Source organism: Streptomyces sp. RKAG290 (assembly GCF_023701695.1).
Taxonomy (GTDB): Bacteria; Actinomycetota; Actinomycetes; order Streptomycetales; family Streptomycetaceae; genus Streptomyces.
In genome coordinates this window covers 7,323,867-7,344,810 of sequence record NZ_JAJOZC010000001.1, presented here as the reverse complement: position 1 = coordinate 7,344,810, position 20,944 = coordinate 7,323,867, and the positions used below count along the sequence as shown (strand labels likewise).

The following is a 20,944-nucleotide window of genomic DNA, read 5'->3' as shown; positions in this document are numbered from 1 at the left end:
TTCGTGGCGTGAAGTCACCACGGGTCGCTGACCGCTGTCGGACCTGGTCCGCCTCCGCCGATCCGCTCTCCGGCGGGGCGGGCGGGCCCGGTCGTGAGGGTCCGCAGCGGTCCTGCGGCCGCCACCGCCACCACGGCCCGGCATGGCGGGTCCGTCCAGTCCCGTACCGGGAGCGTGCCGTCGCCGGCCTTGAGGAGTGCCTCGTGACGGACCCACAGCCGCAGCAGCGCGGGGCCCGGGTCGGCCAGGCCGGCGGCGGCACGGACCTCCGCCTCCGGGAGGAGCCGCGCCAGCACCGGCACCGGGCCGGGGCGGCGGTCCGCGGGTTCGACGTCGACGCCGATCGGCCCCGGTCCGGCGGCGGCCGCGACGCGCCCGTCGGCGTGGCTGTAGGAGAGGCCGACGCCGGGATGCGTACGCAGCGAGGGCCGGCCGTGCCCGAACCCGCCGCAGTCCGGGCAGTGCTGGTCCAGCACGGTGTCGCACGGCGCCCGTCCGGTGAAGCGCGCGGCGCACAGCCGCACCAGCAGCCGGGCCGCCACGACGTCGTCGCGACGGCTCGGCACACGGATTGCGGTCAGCCGCCGCAGCTCCCACGGCCGGAGCAGGCTCTCGTCCAGCTCCGGGTGGTCCAGGACCTCCCGGGTCGCCGCGACCGCCACCACGGCCGCCTGTGGCGCGGGCGCCACGGCGTCGGTCACGGTCGGGTGCTCACCCTGCGGCCGGCACGGAAGGGGCCAGGAAGCGCTCGCCCACCCGGTCGAGCGTACGGAAGTCGTCGATGGTGACTTCCTGGAGATCGATACTCCTGCCGGAGATCTCCTCCAGGAGGTCGATGAACTCCAGGAAGTCCATCGAGTCGATGAGGCGCGCTTCGATGAGGTCCTCGCCCGGGGCGATCACCTCGTCGAGTCCGGGGTTCTTCTCGTGCAGCCATGCGATGACACGTTCCATGGGGCGCGGTTGCTCCTTGCTCTTCGGGGTTCTGCTGGTTGCCGGTCCCGTTCGACGGCCCGGGCTCCAACGGTTCAGATGCCGGCGGCGCGCAGCACTTCGAGCGCCCGCACGGGGCTGCCGTGGGCGAGGATCATGGCGTGGACCCAGCGTTCGACGCCGAAGGCGACGCACGCGCTGTACGCCGATCCGTGGGAGCCGGCGCGGATGTCCAGCCGCTCGCCGAAGAAGTTGCGGTGCCGGTTGACAGACGCGATGGCCGTCCCGTCGGGGGCGCTGAACTCGTGCTTGACCGGGTCGAGCGCCATCAGCCGGGCCCGCGAGCCGCCCTTGTCGTAGAACGGGTCGTCGGCAGCGGCGCGGGTGAGCTCCAGGCCCAGCAGTCCCGCCGTCTCCTGGACGAACTCCGCCCCGCGCTCCAGGTGTTCGACGGCGCCGTCCTTGGTGCCGAGGTAGAGGACCTCTCGCATGTGGAAACCCCAGAGCCGGCGCAGAGCGTCGTAGTGGGTCTCGTTGCGGAAGCACCGGCCGGAGGCGGAAAGGCGCAGGCCCTCGTCCCCGACATCGCTTCCTTCCAGGGAGAGCAGCAGTCCGTAGCAGGTGGCCGACGGCAGCAGGTAGCCCGTGGGCCGCAGCGGCAGGCCGTCGGGCGGTCCGCCCGCGGCGAGGGTTTCCAGCGCCTCCGGGGCGAATCCCCCTGCCGAGACGCCGAGTTGGGGGAAGTTGCGGAAGTAGTCGAGCTTGGCCAGACCGTCGGCGGGCAGCAGGGGTGGACCCACCACCTCGGGGGCGCCGAGGCGTCCGGCGAGCCGTGTGAGGAGTGCGTCCAGACCGTTCAGGAGGGCCGTGTGCACCGGATCCAGCGGGATCAGACCGGGCCCCGGGCTCTTGAGGCCGCTGTCCGGCAGGGCCGTGATGCCGGTTGTGCTCATGGGAAACCGCTCCCTCTGGGGTGATCGAACAGATGGGGGCCGCAGCCACGCAGTGGGACCTTAGGCCAGCAGCCGAGGAGTTGTCTAGACCAAAGAAGTTCGTCAACGGCGCTTGCCCCTACGGCGCTTCGAGGTACACCTGGCAGCCCGGTGCGGCATCTGCCCCCATACCGAGGCCGCGACTTGACAGCGGGGCAGGTCTGGACCAATTCTGCTCAGCGACGTGGACGTCCTCCTCCGCCCCGCAGCCGTCGTCCGTCCACGCAGCCTGCCGCCGTCGCTCCGCCGAGGGCCACCCCGTGCTGCCCGTCGTCCGCACCCGCGGCCGGGCCGCACACCTGCCGCACCTCCCGTGGCGCCCACCGACTTCCGCTGGAAGGGACCCCATGACGCCCCCCGTTCCCCGCCCTCGGCGACGCCCCCGTCTGCACCGGGCGGCGACGGACGTCCCGTACTTCAGCGCGGACGGCGAGGCCTACCTCGCGCAGAGCACCCTGCGGGAGCTGAAGAAGAGCCGCCCGCTCCGGGTGCTGTCCGAGGAGGACTTCGCACACTGGCAGACGTACGGGTACGTCATCGTCCGCGAGGCGGTCCCACCGGCGACAGCGCGTCAACTGATGGACTTCACCTGGGAGTTCCAGGGGCTCGACCCCGACCGCCCCGAAAGCTGGTACGAGGACCGGCCCTTCCGCTCCGAACTCGACCAGCAACTGCACGTCTACGGCTTCGTCGAGGCGTACCACCACCAACTGCTCTGGGACAACCGCCAGGCCCAGCGCGTGTACGACGCCTTCGTCGACGTGTGGGACTGCGAGGAGCTGTGGGTGACGCTGGACCGGCTGAACCTCAATCCGCCCAACGTCCGCAACCGCGACCGTGCCCTGATCGAACCCACGGACCGCGGCTTCGACATCGAGCTGCACTGGGACATCGACACCACGCTCGGCGTCCCGCCGCAGCGCGTGCAGGGCATCATCGCGCTGAACGACACCCGGCCGGAGACGGGCGGATTCCAGTGCTGTCCAGAACTGTTCAGGCAGTTCGAGGAGTGGCGGATCGGCCAGAGCGCCGACCGCGACCCGCTGCGCCCTGCCATCGACCGGACCGAACTGCCGGTCGTCCGGCCCGAGCTGCACCCCGGCGACCTGCTCATCTGGAACGGCCTCCTCGCCCACGGCGTGGCGCGCAACATCTCCTCGGACGGGGTGCGGGCCGTCCAGTACCTGTCGATGATGCCCGCCCTGGAGGAGCACTCCCGGCTGCGGCAGTCCCGGGTCGAGTCCTGGCGGCACCTGCGCACCCCGCGCTGGAACCGCACCCTCGTCGGCGATCCCGTGCTGCACGAGTCCAAGCGGTACCCCACCGCCGAACTCACCCCGCTGGGCAGCCGTCTTCTCGGGCTGGCCTCGTGGCAGGACGCCGAGGACGACCGCACCGCGGTGGACGGCGCCAGCACCACGGCGGACTCCTCCGCGGCCGACGGTGAACGGAGCGAAGCGTCCTCGTGCGCCGCATCTGCCTGACCCTTCCCACCGACCGCGCCTGCGAGGCGACGATCGCCGCCGTCGCCGAAGAGGCGGCGCACGGCGCCCGTGCCTTCGGGGCCGAAGTCCGGCTGCTGATCCTGGACTCCGCCGACGCCCCGGCGCGCGCCGTGCACCGCAAGGCGGTCGAGGCGCTGACCCCCGAGCCCGGCGTGAGCGTCCACCACATGGACGAGGACGCCCAGCGTTCCCTGCTGCGGGAGGTCATCAGCCGCTCCGGAGTCGCCCGGCCGGAGAAGGTGCTCGCCCTGCTGCTGCCGCAGGGCGTGTCCTACGGAGCCTGCACCAACCGCGCGTTCCTGATCGCGGAGGCCCTGGGCTGCTCCTCCACCCACCGGCGGGACTCCGACAGCCGCTACCAGTCGGCGGACGGCGCCCCGGTCTTCCCGCTGCACCACGAACTGGAGTCGCTGGGCCTGCCCGCGTCCGAAGCGGCGGGCCTGGTGTCGAAGCGCCGGCTGGACCCGGCGTACGCGCACCGGCCGGTGTCCCTGGTCGGCGGCTCGTTCGTCGGCGAGATGTCCGTGGACGTCGAGGAGATCCGCCGGCTCGATCCAGCCGTCTACCACGAGGTCATCGGCCTCTCGATACCCTCCGGCCAGCCGGAGATCTGGCGCCGCAGCCTCGTCGAGAGCTCGTTCCGGGGCGCCGGGACCACCCCGTACACCGCCGACCTCACCACCCTGACGCTCGTCGCCGCGACGCAGGTGGACATGTGCAACATCGCCTTCGACCGCGAGGTGTACCGCCGGGTGCCGCTGCCGCCCGCCCTCGACACCATCGGCAGCGACTACTTCCTCATCCACCTGGCGCAGAACGCCAGGCTTCCCGGTGTCCTGCACAACCGGCACATCATCAACTACCACACGGGAGAACGGCGTTCGGAGAGCGGCTTCCTCGCCTACCAGTTGCGGCTGGCGAAGTTCCTGCTGTCCACGCCCTACCTGGACGCCGTGTACACCCGGATGCGCGCAGCAGGTGACACGCTCCTCGACGCCGACGGACACGTCCGCGCCCCGGCCGTCGCCGACCACGTCCGGGAGGCCACCGCGCTGGACCCGGCGGTGAACTCCGAGCGCCTGGACGTGCTGGACCGCTGCTACCGCTCGCTGGGCGGCCGCTACACCGCCGCAGCCGACCTGTTCGCGACCCGTCGCGGCAGCCTCATCGACCGCGCCCGCGCGGACATGGACGACTTCGCGCTGCTGATCGACGCGTGGGAGCCGCTGACCCGCACCGCCCGCCGCACCGGGCCGACAGCGGCCTCACCGGCCGCGTCCCTCTGACCCGCCCCCGCGAGCGAAAGGCATCACATGAACCACCCACCGGCCACCGCCCCCAGGACGCGCCGGGCCGCTCGGACGGCACGCCGGTGACGGCGGTCGCCTCCTCCGTACGGCCGTCGTCGAGCACCCGCACCCTGACCGTCGCCTACGCGGGCGGCGAGAGGGGCCACGGTCCGCTCACCATGGGCCAGGCCAACATGATCCGCTGCATCCTGCGGGACGAGCCGGTGCAGATCAACATCCACGACGTGTGGCCCGCGCCCCCCGGCACCACTGTCGACGCGGCAATCGACGCACTGCGCTGCCTGGCGGTGCGCCACGATGCTCTCCGTACGACGTTCCCCCGCTCCCCCGGCACCACGCACCGGGAACAGGAGGTAGCCGCCGAAGGCTCGTTCACCGTCACCGTCACCGACCACACGGACTTCACCGGCGAACCGGCGCAGTACGCCGAGCAGGTGGCGCAGGACGCCCGTGCCGAACGGTTCCACCTCGACCGCGACTTCCCGCTGCGGATCACCCTCCTCGGCTTCGACGGCGCCCTGCGCTTCGTCGCCCTGGCGGCCAGTCATGCGGCGACCGACGGCAGCGCCCTCGCCGTGCTGCGCGAGGAGTGGCTGGCACTGCTGGCGGGCGATCCCCTGCCTCCCGTCTCGGCGTTCACCCCGCTGGGTCTCGCCGCCGAGGAGGCCACCCCGACCGGCAGGCGCAAGTCCGAGGAGTCCCTGCGGTACTGGGAACGGGTCCTGCGCACGGGACCCCAGGCGATGTTCGCCGAACCGCGTGCGGTGGGATCCGAGAGCGTGCAGCGCCGACTCACACTCCGCTCGCTCAGAGGCGGCCGGGCGCTGGCCCGGACTGCGGAGCGCACCGGCGCGCTGCCGTCCACCGTGCTGCTGTCGGCGTGGTGCGTGCTCGTCGCCCACCGGGCGGGCCAGACCTCGTGTGTGGCCGCCGTACCGACATCGAACCGGTTCGCCACCCGTCTCGCCCGGTCGGTCACCACCCTCTCGCAGGACGCCCTGCTCTTCCTCGACGTCCAGGTCCCCTCGTTCGACGCGCTGCTCCGCAAGGCGTGGGGCGCGGGTCTGAACGCCTACCGGCACAGCCAGTTCGACTCCCTGGCACTGTGGGAGATGATCGGGTCCGTCACGTCCGAGCGCGGCAGCCACTTCGCGCGCGATGTCGTGTTCAACGACATCAGCTCGCTGTCCGCGACCTTCGCGCCCGTCGTCGCCCAAAGGACCCAGGCACCCGATCTCGAACTGGACTGGGGACCGGAGCAGGTCCTGCCGACCCGCCTCCTCAGCTTCGTCCACACCATCGCTCCCCTGCTCCACCTCAGCCTGTGGACGGACGCACAGCTCTTCCCGAGCGCGGAGGCCGAGGGCTTCCTGACCGGTCTCGTACAGCTCCTGGAGGCGTCCGCCGAGGCGGACGTACCGCTCGACGCACTCACCGGGATCACGGGCGTGCGGCCTGCCACCCGTCCCGCCGGCTGGCACCGGGTGGACGGCTGCTGGGTCTCACCGTCAGCTGTGGCGGACGGCCTGGCGGCGGCGCTCGGCGGCCTGCCCGTGCACGTAGCCGCGCAAGCTGCGGACAGCACCGATACGAGCGCCCACGACCCGGACTCCCGGACACTCACGGCGTTCATCGCATCCGGCGACGCACCGCTGACACCCGCGCAGGCCCACTCCGCGCTGATGCGGACGCTCTCCGGCAACCCCGGGCGGCTGGCCCCGCAGCGGTACGTGATCGTCCAGGACCCGCCGGCCCGGACCGACCTCACCTCGGCGTGGCTCAGCCGGAACATTCTCATGGAAGGGACCGGTCGCGACCGGACGATGTGACATGACCCAAGACGACTCCACCGAACAGCCGAAGCCGGACGCCCTCCCGAGCCCGTGGAGCTCCCACCGCTTCCGGCTCTTCTTCACGGCACGCAGCACCTCGTTGCTGGCCGACGGCATGCTGATGGTCTCCCTCACCACCGCCGTGCTCGGCGCCGGCTACGGCGCCGGAGGCGTGGGTTACGCGCTCGCCGCGTGGATGGCGCCGATCGCCCTGCTGGTCCTGTTCGGCGGCGTGCTCGCCGACAAGTTCAGCCCGCAGGTGATGATGGTCGGGGCCGACGCCGTACGCATGGTGGCGATGCTCGCCCTGGCCGCACTCCTGGTGACCACCGACGTTCGCCTCTGGCAGATCATGGCACTGATGGCCCTGAGTGGGGCGGCGACCGCCATGTTCCAGCCGGGACTGGCGAGCATGATCCCCCAGGTCGCCGAGGACATCCAGCGCGCCAACGCGCTGCTGCGTGTCTCCGAGGCGATCAGCACATTGATCGGCCCCGGCCTCGCCGGACTGCTGGTCGCCTACTGGGACGTGGCGGGCTCCTACCTCGCGATCGCGGCCGCGTACGCCCTCAGCGCACTGGGCCTCCTGCCCCTGCGGAAGCTCAGCACGGCCCGGGACGAGGGAAACGACCCGATCTGGCAGCGCCTGGCCACCGGATGGCAGGAGTTCCGTTCCCGATCCTGGCTGTGGGGGTCATCGCGGTGTGGGCGGTGTACGGCCTGTTCGTCTTCGGCCCGTCCCTGCCCCTGGGCGCAGCGCTCCTGACCGAGCAGCACGGGGCGGGCGGCTTCGGCTGGATCGCGTCCGCCGACGGCGCCGGCACCATCGTCGGCGGCCTCCTCGGTATGCGGGTCCGGCCCCGGCGGCCACTGGTGGCGGGGGCCTGCGCGATGTTCTTCTTCTCCCTCAACCCGCTTGCCCCCGCACTGGGTTGGTCCTTCCCCGTAGCGGCGGTCACCGGGATGATCGCGGGCTGCGGTTTCGCCTTCTGGGGCGTGATGTGGGCGACCAGCGTGCAGACCCACATCCCGCTGGCCGTCCTCAGCCGTGTCTCCGCGTACGACGTCGCCGGGTCGATCATGGTCATCCCACTGGGCCGGGCCCTGTCCGGCCCGGCGGCGGAAATCGTCGGCGCCGACCACGTACTGCTCTTCTCGTCGGGCATGGGCCTCGTGTGCATCGCCGTGATGCTCTCGATCCCGGCGATACGCGGCCTGGGCCGCGCCCCGCTGACGCCCGCCGAGACGCCCGTGCCCGACATGCGGAACGTCGAATCGCTCACCGCACCCACGACGGAGGGACCTGGCGGCGCGGTAGCTGTTTCCTCTGTGCGTGCGGCCGGCACGACGCCATCCGTACCGGGCGGGGACGAGGTAGCGGTCACCTGAGGTCTCCGGCGTCTCCTGAGGACGCCATGACGCCCGTATGCCAGGAAAGCCCGGTCGAGGCCGCGCTATGCGGGGCGAAGAACAGGGTCGATCTCCGCCAGGGCCTCGTGCAGCTGACGTGCGCCCAGAGCCACGCGGCCGTCGGTGTCCCGCGACATCTCCTCGCAGAGCCGTAGCGCCACGTCCCGGTCCTCGGAGAAGACGCTGAACACGTCATCGACCGCGGTGTGGATCCAGTCGCTGTGATTCGCGTCGGCGCCTGCCAGCGCGGACGCGACGATCGTCAGCCCGGCCCTGTCATTGCGCCGGAGCAAGGCCTCCGCGGTCCGCCGGGTGACGAGGGTGTCGCCGCGGTCGAGTACGAGTTCCCGCAACGGCCCGCCGGCCTCCGGCATCTCGGCGAACCCCGCCAGGCTGTGACCGGCGGCCGCCCGGTCACGGTAGTCCTGGCTTCGCCCGAGCGCGCCCAGCGCCACGACAGCTGCACACCGCAGGGCAGCGTCCACCTGTTCCCCCTCCCTCCCGCTATTCCGGTCAAATTACCATCGAGGCGCTCGGGAGTTGGTCGCCCGGACAGCCCTTGGAGCCTGCCCGGGTTCAAGGACAGGGTGAAGAGGGATGGCGTACTGGTTCCACCCCCGGGCCGGGCTGCCCGCGACTCATCCGGCCGGGGCCGGCCCATGCACCGCTCCCGGCCGGCGGCCCTTGAGGCCCTGGGGGTACTCGCGGCCGAGAGACCCACCTATGTGTCGTTGAGGTACCTGTCGGCTCCCTGCCCGGCGCCTTCGGCGGCGGGCGGTGGATTGTCCGGAGCCAGGGAGCGGATGCGCGGTATGGGTGAAGGGAGCAGCCAGAGCAGCGACAGCGCTCCTCCGACGGCGGTCGTGATCAGGGTGGTCCTGAGCCCGATGAGGTCGGCGAGCGCGCCACCCACGAGCGCACCGACCGGGCGTATGCCGTAGTTCACCGTGCTGTAGGCACCGGCCACTCGACTGCGCATGCCATCCGGTATCACCGCGGCTTGCAGGGAGTTGAGGTTGACGTCGAACAGCATCACGCCGATTCCGGCGAGGAACTCCGCCGCGCCCAGAGCTCCTGCGCAGGCCCATGTGGGGCCGCTCGCGGTGGCGGCTATCGCGAGGGGGTCGGGAACAGTACGGCGCCTGCCGCGATGCTGCGTCCCACGCCGATCCGTCGCGAGATCTTCGGGGCCAGTACCGCGCCCACGACAGCGCCGGTTGACCCGATTCCGAATGCCAGCCCGATGGCCCCTGCGGAAAGGCCGAGCACCCGGTCGGCGAACAGGACGGTCAAACCGGTGCTCGACATGAAGGTGAAGAAGTTGAGGGTCGTCGCGCAGCCGAGGCTCGCCCGCAGTACGGGGTGACGTACCACGAAGACCAGCCCCTCTCCGGCCCGCCGCAGCAGCGAAGGCCCTGCCGCCTCATCGGCGGCGACGGCTGGTTCGTCGACCCGGATCGGCCCGATCAGGGCGGCGGAGGCGAGGAAGGACAGCGCGTCGGCGATCACGGCGACGGGCGCTGTCAGAGCCTGGACGAGGGCACCGCCGACGGCGGGGCCGACGACCTGGGAGGCAGACCGGCCGGCGCTGAGCTTGCTGTTCGCGTCGACGTAGGACGAGCGTGGCACGAGGTGGGCGAAGAAGGGCGGATAGGCGGTGTTGAACAGCACGGCCGCGGCGCCGGTCACCAGTGCCACGGCGTACAACCCGAGAAGCGTCACGCCGCCCAACAGGTATGCGGCCGGCAGGATGAGCAGGGCGCCCGCACGTATCAGATCGGCGAGGACCATCAGGCGGCGCTTGTGCGTGTGGTGGTCGACCCAGGCTCCCAGCACGACGGCGAGGAGATTCGGGGCCCAGGCAAGCGCGGTCAGGCATGCGACTTGACCGGCCGAGGCGTGCAGCGACGCCACGGCGATCAGGGGTAAGGCCAGTTCGGATATCCGGTCGCCGAACTGCGAGACCGACATCCCCGCCCAGAAGCGAACGAACCGACGATTCCGCCACAAGGACGCGTCGGATGCGCGTTCCTGATGACTCCTCATATCCCGTCGCTCTTCTGCTCCTCGGCGGCCTCCGGCAGGACGTAGCGCAGCAGCCTGACGTCACGGCTGCCGCTCGGCCGCTGCGCCGGGTCGCGCGTCACGTAGGGCGCGAGGACGCCTTCGATCGCGTCCTCGATGGCCGCGAGTTCTTCGGGCGACACCACTACGCGGGTGTTCGCCAGCCCCGCGAGCCCGCGCCACACCTGATCGAGGTCAGGTTCGGTCTCGGCAACCCACCGATGCGGCAGGCCGGCGGCACGGTCGAACATCTCCCTGGACAGCACCCGCGCGGCGGACCGGCCCTCATCGTCCTCCGGCATCGCGAACCGGAAACCCCGCGCCACCGCCTCCCACCGCCGCTCCCGGCGATCCCCTCCGGCTTCGGCGTCGCGGACCAGCCCGAAGCCCGCCAGGTGGCGCAGGTGCCAACTGGTCACGGACGGGGTGGCTCCGACATCGGGTGACAACTGCGTCGCCGTCGCGGCCCCGTGCCGTTGCAGGCGTTCGAGGATCGCCAGCCGCACCGGGTGCGCCAGCGCTCGCATGGCCTTCGGTTCAGTGATCTCGATATCGCCCAGGCGATTCCCACGCTCCATAGCGTGAGAGTGTTCTCTCATAATGCGTGAGAGTCAACTCTCATACCTTGTTGCTGGTGTGTGATGAACCGGAGCGCCCGTCCGAGCTGCACAGCTACCGCTCCTGAAGACGGCCGCTCGCGCAGCGGGCAGTCTCGCGTCATTCCTGATCTGGGCAGGTTTCGCTCGAAGGCGGACCCCAGGACCTCTCGCTGGACGCGCGCGAGGGGTGCCACGGGCCCGTGGCACCCCTCGCGCGCGTCCAGCGGCCGGCAGGCCGGCCTTACCTGTCGATGTTCGTCACATTGTGGCTGTTGACGATGACCTGGTTCTTGATGTCCCCGACGTGAAAGTCGATCAGCCCGCACAGCAGGCAGCCCGGATTGTCGGCCGGAGGGGCCGGGGCTTGGGACACGGTGACGGTGGTGGTGTCGCTCGAAGCGCCGCAACCGTCGTCGCCGTTGTAGGCGGCGGTGATCGTGTGGGTTCCGGTGGCCGTGAAACCGGTGGTCAGTGAGGAGTGTCCGTCGGCGGAGACGGGTGCGGTCGCGAGGAGGTCCGGGCCGTCGAAGAAGGACACGCCGAGGCCGCCGCTCGGGTCCGAGCTGCAGGTCACCGTCGCATCGAGGGTCACCAGTTGCCCGGTCGTCGCCGAGGAGGGAGTGGCCTGGACCGTGGTCGAGGACGGATCGGCGGCGGCCGCCGACGGAGCGAGGGACAGCACAGTGGCTGCCGCCGCTACGGCGACCAGGAGTCCGGCTTTGCTTGCACGACACACTTTCACTGAAGGGCCTCCTCGGACTGATCGTCAGGCGGGGATCCGCCGTGACGGTTCGGAGCGTGACCCTAGGCCGCTTTTGCCGGCATGTGCGGGAGGCGCGGGTCCCGGCGGACCCACCTGAGTCATCGGCTCGCTCGAATGGACTGGAGCAGGCCGGTAGTGCCGATGCCGTGCCACTGGCCTGTGCGTATCAGGCAACGTTCGCACTGTGTTCGATGTGAGATACGGTCCCCAGCCATGGGCCGAATGGTGTTGATCAGGCACGGCGAGACCGCATGGAGCCGGACCGGCCGGCACGCCGGCCGCACCGACCTGCCGCTGACCGAGGTGGGAGAGGACGCGGCGCGTGCGCTCGCGCCTCGGCTGGCCGAACGGGAGTTCGCCGCCGTCTACAGCAGCCCGCTGACTCGCGCCGTACGGACCGCCGAACTGGCGGGGCTGAGCGGCGCGGAGCCCGAAGCCGACCTGATCGAGTGGGACTACGGCCGCTACGAGGGGCTGACCGCCGAGCAGATCCAGGAGCTCAAGCCCGGCTGGGAACTGTGGCGCGACGGCGTCGACGCCGGCGAGGCCCTCGCGCAGGTGACGGTACGGGTCGACGCCTTCCTCGGCCGGGTCCGGCCGCTGCTGGACCAGGGCGACGTGGCCGTCGTTGCGCACGGCCACCTGTCACGCGTCCTGGCCGCGCGCTGGCTCGGGCTCGACGCGTCGGCCGGACGACAGTTCGGGCACCCGCATCCGGGGACGATCAACACGCTGGGCTACGAACACGAGCTGCCGGTCGTGCTCGGGTGGAACGTGCCGTAGTCGCGGGCGCCCATAGCCGGTCCGGGGTGCAGCGCTTGCCGTGTCAGGGCAACAGCCGGTCCAGGGCTGCAGCTATTGCCGTGTGAGGGCAACAGGGCAACGTTGCCTGGTCCGGCACTAGATCGCCGGAGGCGCGACGCGCTGGTAGGTGAGCGAGTTGCTGCTGCCACCCGACGTCGTGACGTTCACCGGCACCGAACCTGCCGGGCCCGCCGGGGCGATCGCGATCGCGGTCGTGTCCGACACCACGGTGAAGGCCGCCGGCGCGGCGCCGAAGTGGACAGCGAATGTCGTGGTCAGCCCGGTGCCCGTCAGGGTCACGGCGGCGCCCGCGCCCGTGGGCCCCTGCGCGGGCGAGAGCGCGGTGAGCGCCGGCGCCGCCAGGTAGGTGTAGATGACGGAGTTGCTGGTGCCGCCGGGACCGGTGACGGTGCACGCGACGGAGCCGGTGCCCGGCGGGGCGACCGCGGTGACCTGGGTTGCGGAGTTGACGGTGTAGGAGGTCGCGGGGGTGCCGCCGAAGCTGACGGCGGTGGCCCCGGTGAGGCCGGCACCGGTGAGCACCACGCTGGTCCCGCCGGACGTCGGGCCCTGGTTCGGCGAGATCGCGCTGAGGGCCGGCGTGGGCGCGTAGCTGTAGGCGATCGTGTTGCTGAGCCCAGCGGGTGTGCGCACCGTGACGTTGACCGTGCCGGTTCCGGGCGGGACGGTCGCCGTGATCGTGGACGGGGTGTTGACCGTGTACGACAGGGCGGCCGCAGATCCGAACGTGACGGCGGTGGCCCCGGTGAACTGGCTTCCGGTCAGGGTCACGGGATTGGTGCCCGCCGCCGGGCCCGTGTTGGGTACGACCGAGGTGAGGACGGGAGGGGCCACGGTGACTCCAAGGGTGTGGTCGGCCTGGCAGGGCCGCGAGGGGATCACGAAAGCGGTGCGGGCGGACGTATGCGCGCCCGCACCGCTTCCGCTGGGCACGGGCCGGTTGACCGGAGCTCACCGGAGCCGTGCACGGCCAAGTGTCCGAGACACCGTCAGATGCCGGGACCGGACAGGTAGGTGAAGCCGTCAACGGCGGTGGCGCTGCCGCCCTCGGTGGTCACGACGACGTTGACGGGACCTGTGGTGCCGGGCGGTGTGATGGCCACCAGCGTGCTGCTGTTCAGCACTGCGAAGGAGGCGGCGGCGCCACCGAAGGTGACGGCCGTGGTGGACGCCAGGCCGGTGCCGCTGACGGTCACCGACGTGCCGCCGGACGACGGCCCCGAGCTGGGTGTGAGCGAGACCAGTGTCGGCGCGTCGACGTAGGCGTAGGTGAGCGGAGCGGTCGTGCCCCCGGTGGTGGTGACGGTGACGTCGACGGAGCCGCTGGAGCTGCCGGCCGGAACGACCACCGACAGCTGGCTGTCCGAGACGACCGTCGGGGTCGCGCTGTTGGAGCCGAAGGACACGGCGGTGGCTGTGGAGAGACCGTAACCGTTGACGGTGACCGTGTTGCCGCCCGCGGTCGGGCCGGAGTCCGAGCCGAGTGACACCGCGATCGGCGGGCTGATGTAGAAGAAGGAGAGCGAGTTGCTCGTCCCTCCTGCGGTCGTCACGCTGACGTCGACGACACCGCAGCCCGCGGGGTCGATGACGGTGATCGAGGTCGGGGTGTTCGCGGTGATCGTGGCCGTCCGGGACCCGAAGTGGACGGCGGTGGCACCGGCCAGGTTCACGCCGGTGATGGTGACGGTTGTTCCGCCGCTGGTGGAGCCTTGGTTGGGACTGATGGGCATGAGGGGTTCCTCCTCACTCGGAAGCCTTCTCCGAGCAGCGACTGGGTGTCCGATCCACGGGTGTTCCGGACAGGCCCAGGCCAACACGTCCGGCCGCCGGCAGATGGGGGTGTACGGAGGCCCGTCCGGACGGGATGAGTTCAGTCCCGGGAGGGAGGCTCGCCCGCGGCGGCTCGATGGATCAGCGCCCATCGATGCAGACACCTGCATTAACCCATCGGAGTGATACCCCTACCAAGACAATTGACGCGACATCAACCGTTCGGCGGAGCGTGCGGGGCGTATGGCGGCACGCGATCCGGTGGTACGCGGTCACCTGCCGGGCCATCACGAACACGGAAGGCTTGGGCAACGGCGCCGTGTCAGTGCCCGGCAGCCGCCTTCACCAGGGCCACAGCCACACCGATCACCGCGTCCGCGAGGCCCGCGACCACCCCCGCCAGGACACCGCCTCCCATGCGCAGCCCGCCCAGGCAGCCCCACAGAAAGAGGGAGACGACGGCCACGCCCGCCGCGGCCAGCAACGCGGCATCCAGGGACAGGACGTCCAGGGCCGCCAGGCCGATCAGCACGGCCGGGCCCACGGCGCAGGACAACAGCGGGCTGCTGACGTACAGCATGCGCCGCAGCTCGTGGCCGGTGGCGACGTGGCCGTGCACGGTGCGGTGCGCCTGCTGGTCGGCGACGAACGCCGCAAGCCACAGGCCCAGAGCTGTTGTCAGGACCGTGGCGAAGGCACCGAGGGAATCCACTTCGCCGAAGGACAGGCCCACCACCACGGCGATCATCGTGATGGTCGCGTAGATGCGCTCTTTCAGGCGGTCCGCCAGTACACCGGCCTCCACGCCGGGCGGCAGCTCCGCTCGCCGGTCGTACGCCACCTGCTCCCCCTCACCTGTCACTGGACGCGGGCGGCGCCCCTCGGCCGTGCACCCACTGTGTCCGGTATCTCGGCGTCCGGTACCACCGTGTCCGAATCACGGCGTCCGGTACCACCCTGTCCGGTACCGCGGCCACAGCGACCAGCATGCCTCGGACCGTCGCCCGAAGCCGGCAACCACGAGCGCGTGGGCGGCCGTTTCGGCGCACGGGCACAGCGGGCCGTTGCTCGCCGATCTTGACCGGACGCCACGACCCAGCTGGCCACCATTGGCCTCATGGGCCGTCTTCCCACCCACGAGGCCACCCCTAACTGGCGCGGTACCCTTGGCAGTTCGCTTGGATCAGTGGGACGTTGGTCCGGTCTGTCAGCGATGACGCAGGGAATCGCTACCGTGCTCGCCGCTCCAGTATCGGCAGCACCGTTCAACCATCAGATGATCCAAACGAAAAGCCTAGGAGGATGCGGTGGATACGGTCATGCCGATACGACGGCTCAGACACGGCTTCGTTCGCGTGCTGGTCCTCGCAGGGGCTCTCGCCATGGGGGGCTGCTCGGCAAGCCGGCCGCCGACCGACAGCGAAGAGGGAGCGGGGGCTGCTCCCAAGAAGGTGAGCACGTGCGCGTTACTGAATGCCGACGATGTCCGGCAGGCCTTCGATTCACCGGAGACCTTCGCCGGAACGCGGCCCGATCCCGTTGACGGCAAGCGTCCCTGGGGGTGCACGTGGGGCAGCCAGACCTCCTACGCGAGCGTCGAACAGGTGAGCCGCGAGGACTACCGAGCGGGGATCGAAGCTCCCGGAGTGCGCCTGGTGCCCCAGAACATCGGCACAGGAGACTCCTTCGCCGTCTACCCGGCCGACAAGAGCCAGCCCATGAGGTTCGCCTTCACCACGGGTAGCCGGTCCTACTACTACCTGCACGTGGTTCCGGCGCGCGACGGCGACTACCCAAGCTACGAGCCGGGCGATATCGGTACGAAGTTGCTCCGGCTCCTGATCCCGGCAATCGAGAACACCCAGACCTGACGTCCGGGACCTGCGGTCCTCACGTACGGTCCCGGTGCGCCACTCGGTGTCAGCGCAGCCACTGGTCCTGGTCGGCGGGGCGGTACAGCGTGACGGCCTTGGGAATCTTGTCGAGCACCAGGCGCTGGTACGTGGCGTCGGTCACCTCGCCGTCGTAGGCGAAGTGCGGTTCGCCCCGCAGGACCTCCAGCTCCAGCCTGCGCACCTGAGCGGTCGTCAGCACCCTGGAGTTGTGCAGGGTTCCGGTCAGGACGGCGAGGAGCAGCCGGGTGCGTGCCAGCGGGGTGCCGGCCTCCACGGCCCGGACGTCGAGCAGGCCGTCGTCGAGCTGTGTGCGGTAGGTCGGGGCGAAGCCGGCCGGGTGGTAGATGCCGTTACCCGCGAAGAGCAGCCAGATGGTGCGGGGACGGCCGTTGATCATCACCGAGAGGGGGCTGCCGGTGGCCAGGACCTTGGCCAGGCCCACGGCCAGCGCGGGCCATTTGCCGATCCGCTTCTCCAGCCGCTCCCTGGCGTGCACGAGTTCGGAGTAGACGCCGATGCTGAACGTGTTGAGGAATACCTGCTGCCTGCCGCCGTCCGGGGAGGCGTCGGCCAGGCGGCCGGGGGCCTCCTGAGCGGGGCGGATCCCGGGGCTTTCGAACGACGATGCCCGGCCCACGTCCGCTGTGACGGCGTCGCCCGCCCGGATCGCTCGGGCGACGTCCTCCAGAGTCTGATTGCCGAGGTCCACGGCGAAGTGGTTGAAGGTACCGCCGGGGAAGACGGCAAGGGGGACACGGTGGCGGGCAGCCGTCGCACTGCCCGCGTTGACGGTTCCGTCGCCACCGCACACTCCCAGCGCCCCGCCGTCGGCAACTGCACGCAGCGCTGCCTCGTCGAGGAGTGCCACGAGATCGTCGCCCGGCTCGAAGACGGTGATCGTCGCCTCGGGAAGGAGGATGCGCAGTGCCTCGGCGGTGTCCTTGGTCCAGGAGATACCGGAAGACGGATTGACCACCAGGTAGAGGCCTTTGCCGTCGGGCAGCGCGGGGGCCGGCCTGCGTGGTGGGGCGGCGGCCGCGGCGGCCTCAGGTTTCACCGGCCACCAGCGGCAGGTGAGGAGTGCCGCACCGACACCCACGATCACCCCGGCCGTCGCACGCCCCCGGTGGTCGAGGCCCCCGCGGCCGCGGACGTAGGCGAGGCCTGCGGCGAACGGCACCACGGCGAGCCCGTACCGGGGCGACTCCAGGACGACTCCCGTCGCAAAGGCGGCGGCAGATGCCATGGGGCTGGCGGGCAAGGAGGCGGTGTTCGGACGGGGAAACAGCGCGGGGAACGCGTCAAGGACGGGACGAGCACTGCGGGCGGCCGGTTTGGCCAGCGTGTGATTGATCACCGCGACGATCGCCACGGAGCCGATGCCGCGCAACGCGGCCCGTCGGGCATTCCTGCCACCCGACGCCCCGAGCACGGTCGCCGCAGCCAGCCACACGGCGTCGTGCCCGGCAGCCCTGCGCAGCAGGTGCGTCGCGGAGTCGCCGCGCGCGGGGCGCGCCAGGGCGAGCGATGCGGCCAGCCGGTTTCCGGGCCCCGGTATCTTCCACAGCCGTCCAGGTCTCTTCATGCGCTCGCCATACCTCTGCACCTAGAGAATTCGCTACACACGACCGGGCCGGACCGCTGCGCCGCCTCACCCTACCTGCGGCCGGACCTCTGTTCGAAGAGACGGTGCAGGTCCGACCGGGACTGCCCGTCGACGCGACCGACAGCTCCACAGCCAAGGCCCGACGCCCTGCCGCAGACAGCGTCGGCAAACAGCCCCGATCCCGGCAGCCAGGGGAAGCGGCTGCCGGGATCAGTGGGGTGCGGTGCTACTTGGGCTTGACGGCGTCCTTGGCCTTCTCCTTGGCCTGCCGCAGGTCACCCTTGGACTCCTCGGCACGCCCTTCCGCCTTCAGGGACTCGTTACCCACCGCGCCCCCGACGACCTTCTTGACCTTGCCCTCGGCCTGCTCGCCCTTGGCCTGAGCCTTCTCGTCCGCAGCCACAACCACTCACACCCTGTCGTTCTCGAAAACAGTGTCATCCCCCGACTCACCGCTCATCGCCCGCCCAAACCACACAGTTTCCACAGGGAAACTGTCGTGACTCTGAGTGCGTGAATTCGGGGTAGCAGCACTATGTGGCCGGCAGTGTCGCCGCGCCGGAAACCATGACCTCCAGCACAGCACCTCCGACCACCCATTTCGTCGACGCCGGAACGACTCCAGGATCTCGGCTGCGAAATGACCACGGGCCCCTACCGGAACGCCCGGGCCCGACTCCCCCGCCGGGCTATAGGAGCTCGTAACGCCGCGAGGGCGGTTCAAGGGAGCAATACACGGGGGTGCAATACAGGGGTGCAATGCACCAGACATGACGCTCAGGCCTTTCCCGGAGTGGAGATCCTCACACCGCCGCCCACTGCGGAGCTGAGGAAGCAGCGGCCACCTAGACCGACGATCCAGCCAGGGCCGCTACGGGCCACCGGAACGTCCAACCGCCACCCACTGGCAAAGCGCACCCGCAGAACGCCTGAATCTCCGGCGTGAACCTCAGCGACCACCTGATCAAGCAGCTTCGGTACCCGACCCAGATTGATCCGAGTGCCGGCGTGCACGGGAGCCGTCTCACCTGCTGCGGTCAGCTCGGCAGGACCCCACACCTCGATCTTGTTCGAACCGATGTGCAGCCTCATCGTGTTGCCGACCATCACCTCGCCGACGCCCACTCCGCGCATGGAGCGGACGTCCCAGCCGTCCTCCACGCGGTCGATCCCGTTCTCCATACGGCAAGGCTACGGACCCGAACCAGCAACGCTCCTAAATACCGCCGCCCGGCCCGGACTCTCGGTGTGCAGCGGCTGATCGCCCGCCGCGGCACCGAACACGGCTCCGGGGCTCGGCACTCAACGCTGGATCGTGGAGAGTACGTCTGGCCACCTGCACCGTTCCGCCGTCCGCCGCCTGCGGATCCGCTGGGAGATCCGCGACGACATCCGCCAAGCCGCCCGCACCCTCGAATGCGCGCCATCTGCTGGCGCCGACTCAAGAACTACCTTGTGTGAGGCCGACTCGACAGCAGCTGTTCACTGCGAAATCTTCCGCTCGTCGGCCTTGAGCCCGCGGAGCGTCCAGAGACCGTACAAAGCCAGCAGAGGTTTGGCGACCATCCACTCGCCCGGCCGGTAGTCATCCGCGCGCACGAGCTTCTCAGCCAGATCAGGGCGCTGCCGCCGCAAGTACGCGCGGGCCTTGAGCGCGTGAGCCGGCTGGGAGGCGATCTTGATGCGATCGACGTCCTCAAGCAAGGGGATCACGTTCGTGATGTTCTCCCATGTCGTCGCACTTCGGTCTTCGAGGAGAACGACGCCGTCGAACTCCCATACCGACCTCGCGTAGTCAGCCATCAACTGGGCTTCCGCAGCGCAGCTGCTGGTCTCACCACCACTGAAGATGACGCGAGTGTCTGGCGCGTTGTCAGCGGCAACGGAGCGGACTCCGGCACGGACTCGCCAGCGGTTGATGAAGTTCGCCGTCGGTTGGGGATTCCGGAAGCCCAACACGACCACAGCTACGGATGCACCCCCGCTGCGCCCCACGAGGGCTCGAGACCAACGCCAGTTCAACCACTCGCCCCAGGCCAGGGCCGCAGCCCCAGCTATGGCCAGTCCTGTCCTTCGTCGCATGCGGCGACCCTATGGCACCGCGACATCGGGCAGCGAAGGCCAACGGCGCTACAGACGAGGCCTTCTGTTGGAAGTTCCAAGGACTCAATGAGCTTCCGAAGTCCGGTTCGTGCTCGCGCAGCGCCTTCAGCAGGCCCGGCGCCTGACCGGCGAGCAGATCGACGACCGCGTTGCTCACACGGAGCCGAAATCCCCGGGGTCAGTCCTGATCTTGGGTGTACTCAGCTGCGTACCAACTGGAGTCGATGGCGGGGTTGCGCAGAGCCCCCAGAAGCGCTCGTCAGGTATCGGCGGCAGCGGAGGCTTGCCCAGGTCCGCATGCAGATCCGCACGCCAGTCGACAGTGAAATGACTGCGGATTTCCGCGCTCTCGTACACGGACCTGTAGGGGGACCCCCAGATCCCGAGGGCTATCTTCTCCGCGGCCCACCTGAGAGTGACGTCTCGGCCGGTGTCGGCCTGCACGAGCACCGCGCGGAGTCGCAAAGCGAGCGGCCCGGTCTGGTCCGGCCGCGGTGGAGCCACACCGCACTCCCACACGTCCAGGGCTGACTTGACCTCCGGGTACTTGTTCAGACCCGATTCGACCGCCAGTCTGCGCAACTGCTTCCGCGCGGCCTCAACCACCTGCTCACACGGCAGGATCGCGATCAGTGCACCGAGTTCCTCAAGCCCGTCCAAGTAGCTCGCGTGCAAGAGGTCGGTGGGACTGTGGGACAGGTCCAGCTCCGGCAGCTTCTCATCCGGCGCGGGAAGGGAATCGTCGGCACTGCACTCCTGCCTGGGAGCCAGAGGCCCCTCCCAGAACAGCCGGCCGTTGAACGTGACGACACCACCGTCCTTGCCGCGCTCAAGCTTGCCGGCCAATTCGGCCAGATACCCACCCAACGAGTCGGCCTGTCCGAAACTGGTGCCGGTCTCGTCGAAGAACCGCCCGATCGCACCGAAGGATTCCCGCCCAGTACGGCAATCCACCAGGAGACCGTCCGACGTCACGTCATAGGAACCGAACTTTACGTAGCTGCGAAGCCAGTGGCCCTCGACCTCCCCGTCGATGCCTTGGTCAAAGCCACGCATGAACTCGGTATCCCCGAGGATCCCGCTCACTCCGAGCAGCCGGTCGCCCGTGCTGAACCGGAAAGCCTCAGCTCCCTCCAGCGCCCCGTTGTGTCGGAGGAGTGAAGCGACCAGGTCCGGAGGAAAGGTGACTCCCAGTTCCTCTTGCGCTGCCGCGATCTCCTCGTTCCTGGCGGGCGGCCGAAGCGTGGCGAAAGTACGGGGCACGTGCTCGCGCAGCCACGCGTCGATGCGAGTCCATGAGGCATGGACCAGGTCTGCTGTCATAGGGCCGACCC

The 20,944-nt window shown here is 70.1% G+C and carries 21 protein-coding genes and 2 pseudogenes; 6 read left to right on the top strand and 17 right to left on the bottom strand.

The annotated features are described in order from the left end of the window. Positions 1 to 14: 14 nt before the first annotated feature. The 3 genes from LNW71_RS32560 to LNW71_RS32550 form a co-directional block, all read right to left on the bottom strand. Positions 15 to 701, bottom strand: a complete 687-nt coding sequence (locus LNW71_RS32560; RefSeq protein ID WP_250971459.1) for a 4'-phosphopantetheinyl transferase superfamily protein — start codon at positions 699 to 701, stop codon at positions 15 to 17. Between the two features lie 10 nt (positions 702 to 711). Continuing rightward, entirely contained in the window at positions 712 to 954 is a 243-nt protein-coding gene (locus LNW71_RS32555) for an acyl carrier protein (RefSeq protein WP_250971458.1), read from the bottom strand. Between the two features lie 74 nt (positions 955 to 1,028). Beyond that, on the bottom strand, positions 1,029 to 1,886 hold the full coding sequence (locus LNW71_RS32550; RefSeq protein ID WP_250971457.1) for a hypothetical protein: 858 nt from the start codon (positions 1,884 to 1,886) through the stop codon (positions 1,029 to 1,031). A 386-nt stretch (positions 1,887 to 2,272) separates the two neighbouring features. On the opposite strand from LNW71_RS32550, the gene LNW71_RS32545 reads away from it, so the two are divergent. From LNW71_RS32545 to LNW71_RS32530, 4 genes and pseudogenes are all read left to right on the top strand, one after another. Continuing rightward, the gene (locus LNW71_RS32545) at positions 2,273 to 3,409 is read left to right on the top strand and encodes a phytanoyl-CoA dioxygenase family protein (protein WP_250971456.1); all 1,137 of its coding nucleotides are present in this window, start codon (positions 2,273 to 2,275) and stop codon (positions 3,407 to 3,409) included. Next, complete coding sequence (locus LNW71_RS32540; protein ID WP_250971455.1) at positions 3,391 to 4,716, top strand: DUF6271 family protein; 1,326 nt, start codon at positions 3,391 to 3,393, stop codon at positions 4,714 to 4,716. The genes LNW71_RS32545 and LNW71_RS32540 overlap by 19 nt, the downstream gene beginning before the upstream one ends. Positions 4,717 to 4,802: 86 nt before the next feature. Further along, the gene (locus LNW71_RS32535; RefSeq protein ID WP_250971454.1) at positions 4,803 to 6,569 is read left to right on the top strand and encodes a condensation domain-containing protein; all 1,767 of its coding nucleotides are present in this window, start codon (positions 4,803 to 4,805) and stop codon (positions 6,567 to 6,569) included. Between the two features lies 1 nt (position 6,570). Beyond that, positions 6,571 to 7,802 (top strand): annotated as a pseudogene (locus tag LNW71_RS32530) (MFS transporter); the annotation flags it as partial. Between the two features lie 224 nt (positions 7,803 to 8,026). Here LNW71_RS32530 and LNW71_RS32525 read toward each other — a convergent pair. From LNW71_RS32525 to LNW71_RS32505, 5 genes are all read right to left on the bottom strand, one after another. Then, the gene (locus tag LNW71_RS32525) at positions 8,027 to 8,467 is read right to left on the bottom strand and encodes a hypothetical protein (protein ID WP_250971453.1); all 441 of its coding nucleotides are present in this window, start codon (positions 8,465 to 8,467) and stop codon (positions 8,027 to 8,029) included. Positions 8,468 to 8,703: 236 nt separating this feature from the next. Further along, entirely contained in the window at positions 8,704 to 9,018 is a 315-nt protein-coding gene (locus LNW71_RS32520) for a hypothetical protein (protein ID WP_250971452.1), read from the bottom strand. Positions 9,019 to 9,092: 74 nt separating this feature from the next. Next, positions 9,093 to 9,953: an MFS transporter gene (locus tag LNW71_RS32515; RefSeq protein WP_250971451.1), complete on the bottom strand. Its 861-nt coding sequence runs from the start codon at positions 9,951 to 9,953 to the stop codon at positions 9,093 to 9,095. Positions 9,954 to 10,024: 71 nt separating this feature from the next. Further along, entirely contained in the window at positions 10,025 to 10,624 is a 600-nt protein-coding gene (locus LNW71_RS32510) for a helix-turn-helix transcriptional regulator (RefSeq protein ID WP_250971450.1), read from the bottom strand. Between the two features lie 262 nt (positions 10,625 to 10,886). Then, positions 10,887 to 11,387 carry an Ig-like domain-containing protein gene (locus LNW71_RS32505; RefSeq protein WP_250971449.1) on the bottom strand — a complete coding sequence of 167 codons (501 nt, stop codon included), beginning with the start codon at positions 11,385 to 11,387 and terminating at the stop codon, positions 10,887 to 10,889. A gap of 234 nt (positions 11,388 to 11,621) precedes the next feature. Here LNW71_RS32505 and LNW71_RS32500 point away from each other — a divergent pair, with 234 nt between their 5' ends. Beyond that, positions 11,622 to 12,191 carry a histidine phosphatase family protein gene (locus tag LNW71_RS32500; protein ID WP_250971448.1) on the top strand — a complete coding sequence of 190 codons (570 nt, stop codon included), beginning with the start codon at positions 11,622 to 11,624 and terminating at the stop codon, positions 12,189 to 12,191. 117 nt (positions 12,192 to 12,308) lie between these two features. Here LNW71_RS32500 and LNW71_RS36610 read toward each other — a convergent pair whose 3' ends face one another. The 3 genes from LNW71_RS36610 to LNW71_RS32485 all read right to left on the bottom strand — a co-directional run bounded on the left by LNW71_RS36610 (position 12,309) and on the right by LNW71_RS32485 (position 14,847). After that, entirely contained in the window at positions 12,309 to 13,067 is a 759-nt protein-coding gene (locus LNW71_RS36610; RefSeq protein WP_250971447.1) for an IPT/TIG domain-containing protein, read from the bottom strand. A 155-nt stretch (positions 13,068 to 13,222) separates the two neighbouring features. Then, entirely contained in the window at positions 13,223 to 13,966 is a 744-nt protein-coding gene (locus LNW71_RS32490; RefSeq protein ID WP_250971446.1) for an IPT/TIG domain-containing protein, read from the bottom strand. A gap of 362 nt (positions 13,967 to 14,328) precedes the next feature. Next, a complete protein-coding gene (locus LNW71_RS32485) occupies positions 14,329 to 14,847 on the bottom strand; it encodes a hypothetical protein (RefSeq protein ID WP_374119482.1) in 519 nt (172 codons plus the stop codon). Positions 14,848 to 15,313: 466 nt separating this feature from the next. On the opposite strand from LNW71_RS32485, the gene LNW71_RS32480 reads away from it, so the two are divergent. Then, positions 15,314 to 15,877, top strand: coding sequence for a hypothetical protein (locus LNW71_RS32480; protein WP_250971445.1), 564 nt, complete (start codon positions 15,314 to 15,316; stop codon positions 15,875 to 15,877). Positions 15,878 to 15,926: 49 nt separating this feature from the next. Here the strand turns inward: LNW71_RS32480 and LNW71_RS32475 are convergent, their stop codons facing one another. The 6 genes and pseudogenes from LNW71_RS32475 to LNW71_RS32450 all read right to left on the bottom strand — a co-directional run bounded on the left by LNW71_RS32475 (position 15,927) and on the right by LNW71_RS32450 (position 20,933). After that, positions 15,927 to 17,486, bottom strand: coding sequence for a diacylglycerol kinase family protein (locus LNW71_RS32475; protein ID WP_250971444.1), 1,560 nt, complete (start codon positions 17,484 to 17,486; stop codon positions 15,927 to 15,929). Positions 17,487 to 17,733: 247 nt separating this feature from the next. Continuing rightward, positions 17,734 to 17,910, bottom strand: coding sequence for a CsbD family protein (locus LNW71_RS32470; protein ID WP_250971443.1), 177 nt, complete (start codon positions 17,908 to 17,910; stop codon positions 17,734 to 17,736). A gap of 374 nt (positions 17,911 to 18,284) precedes the next feature. Then, entirely contained in the window at positions 18,285 to 18,689 is a 405-nt protein-coding gene (locus tag LNW71_RS32465; protein ID WP_250971442.1) for a DUF6188 family protein, read from the bottom strand. 300 nt (positions 18,690 to 18,989) lie between these two features. Then, the gene (locus tag LNW71_RS32455; protein ID WP_250971441.1) at positions 18,990 to 19,589 is read right to left on the bottom strand and encodes a YdcF family protein; all 600 of its coding nucleotides are present in this window, start codon (positions 19,587 to 19,589) and stop codon (positions 18,990 to 18,992) included. Between the two features lie 97 nt (positions 19,590 to 19,686). Beyond that, positions 19,687 to 19,764 (bottom strand): annotated as a pseudogene (locus LNW71_RS37090) (IS5/IS1182 family transposase); the annotation flags it as partial. Beyond that, on the bottom strand, positions 19,764 to 20,933 hold the full coding sequence (locus LNW71_RS32450; protein WP_250971440.1) for an SMI1/KNR4 family protein: 1,170 nt from the start codon (positions 20,931 to 20,933) through the stop codon (positions 19,764 to 19,766). The pseudogene LNW71_RS37090 and the gene LNW71_RS32450, both read right to left, overlap by 1 nt. Positions 20,934 to 20,944: the final 11 nt, after the last annotated feature.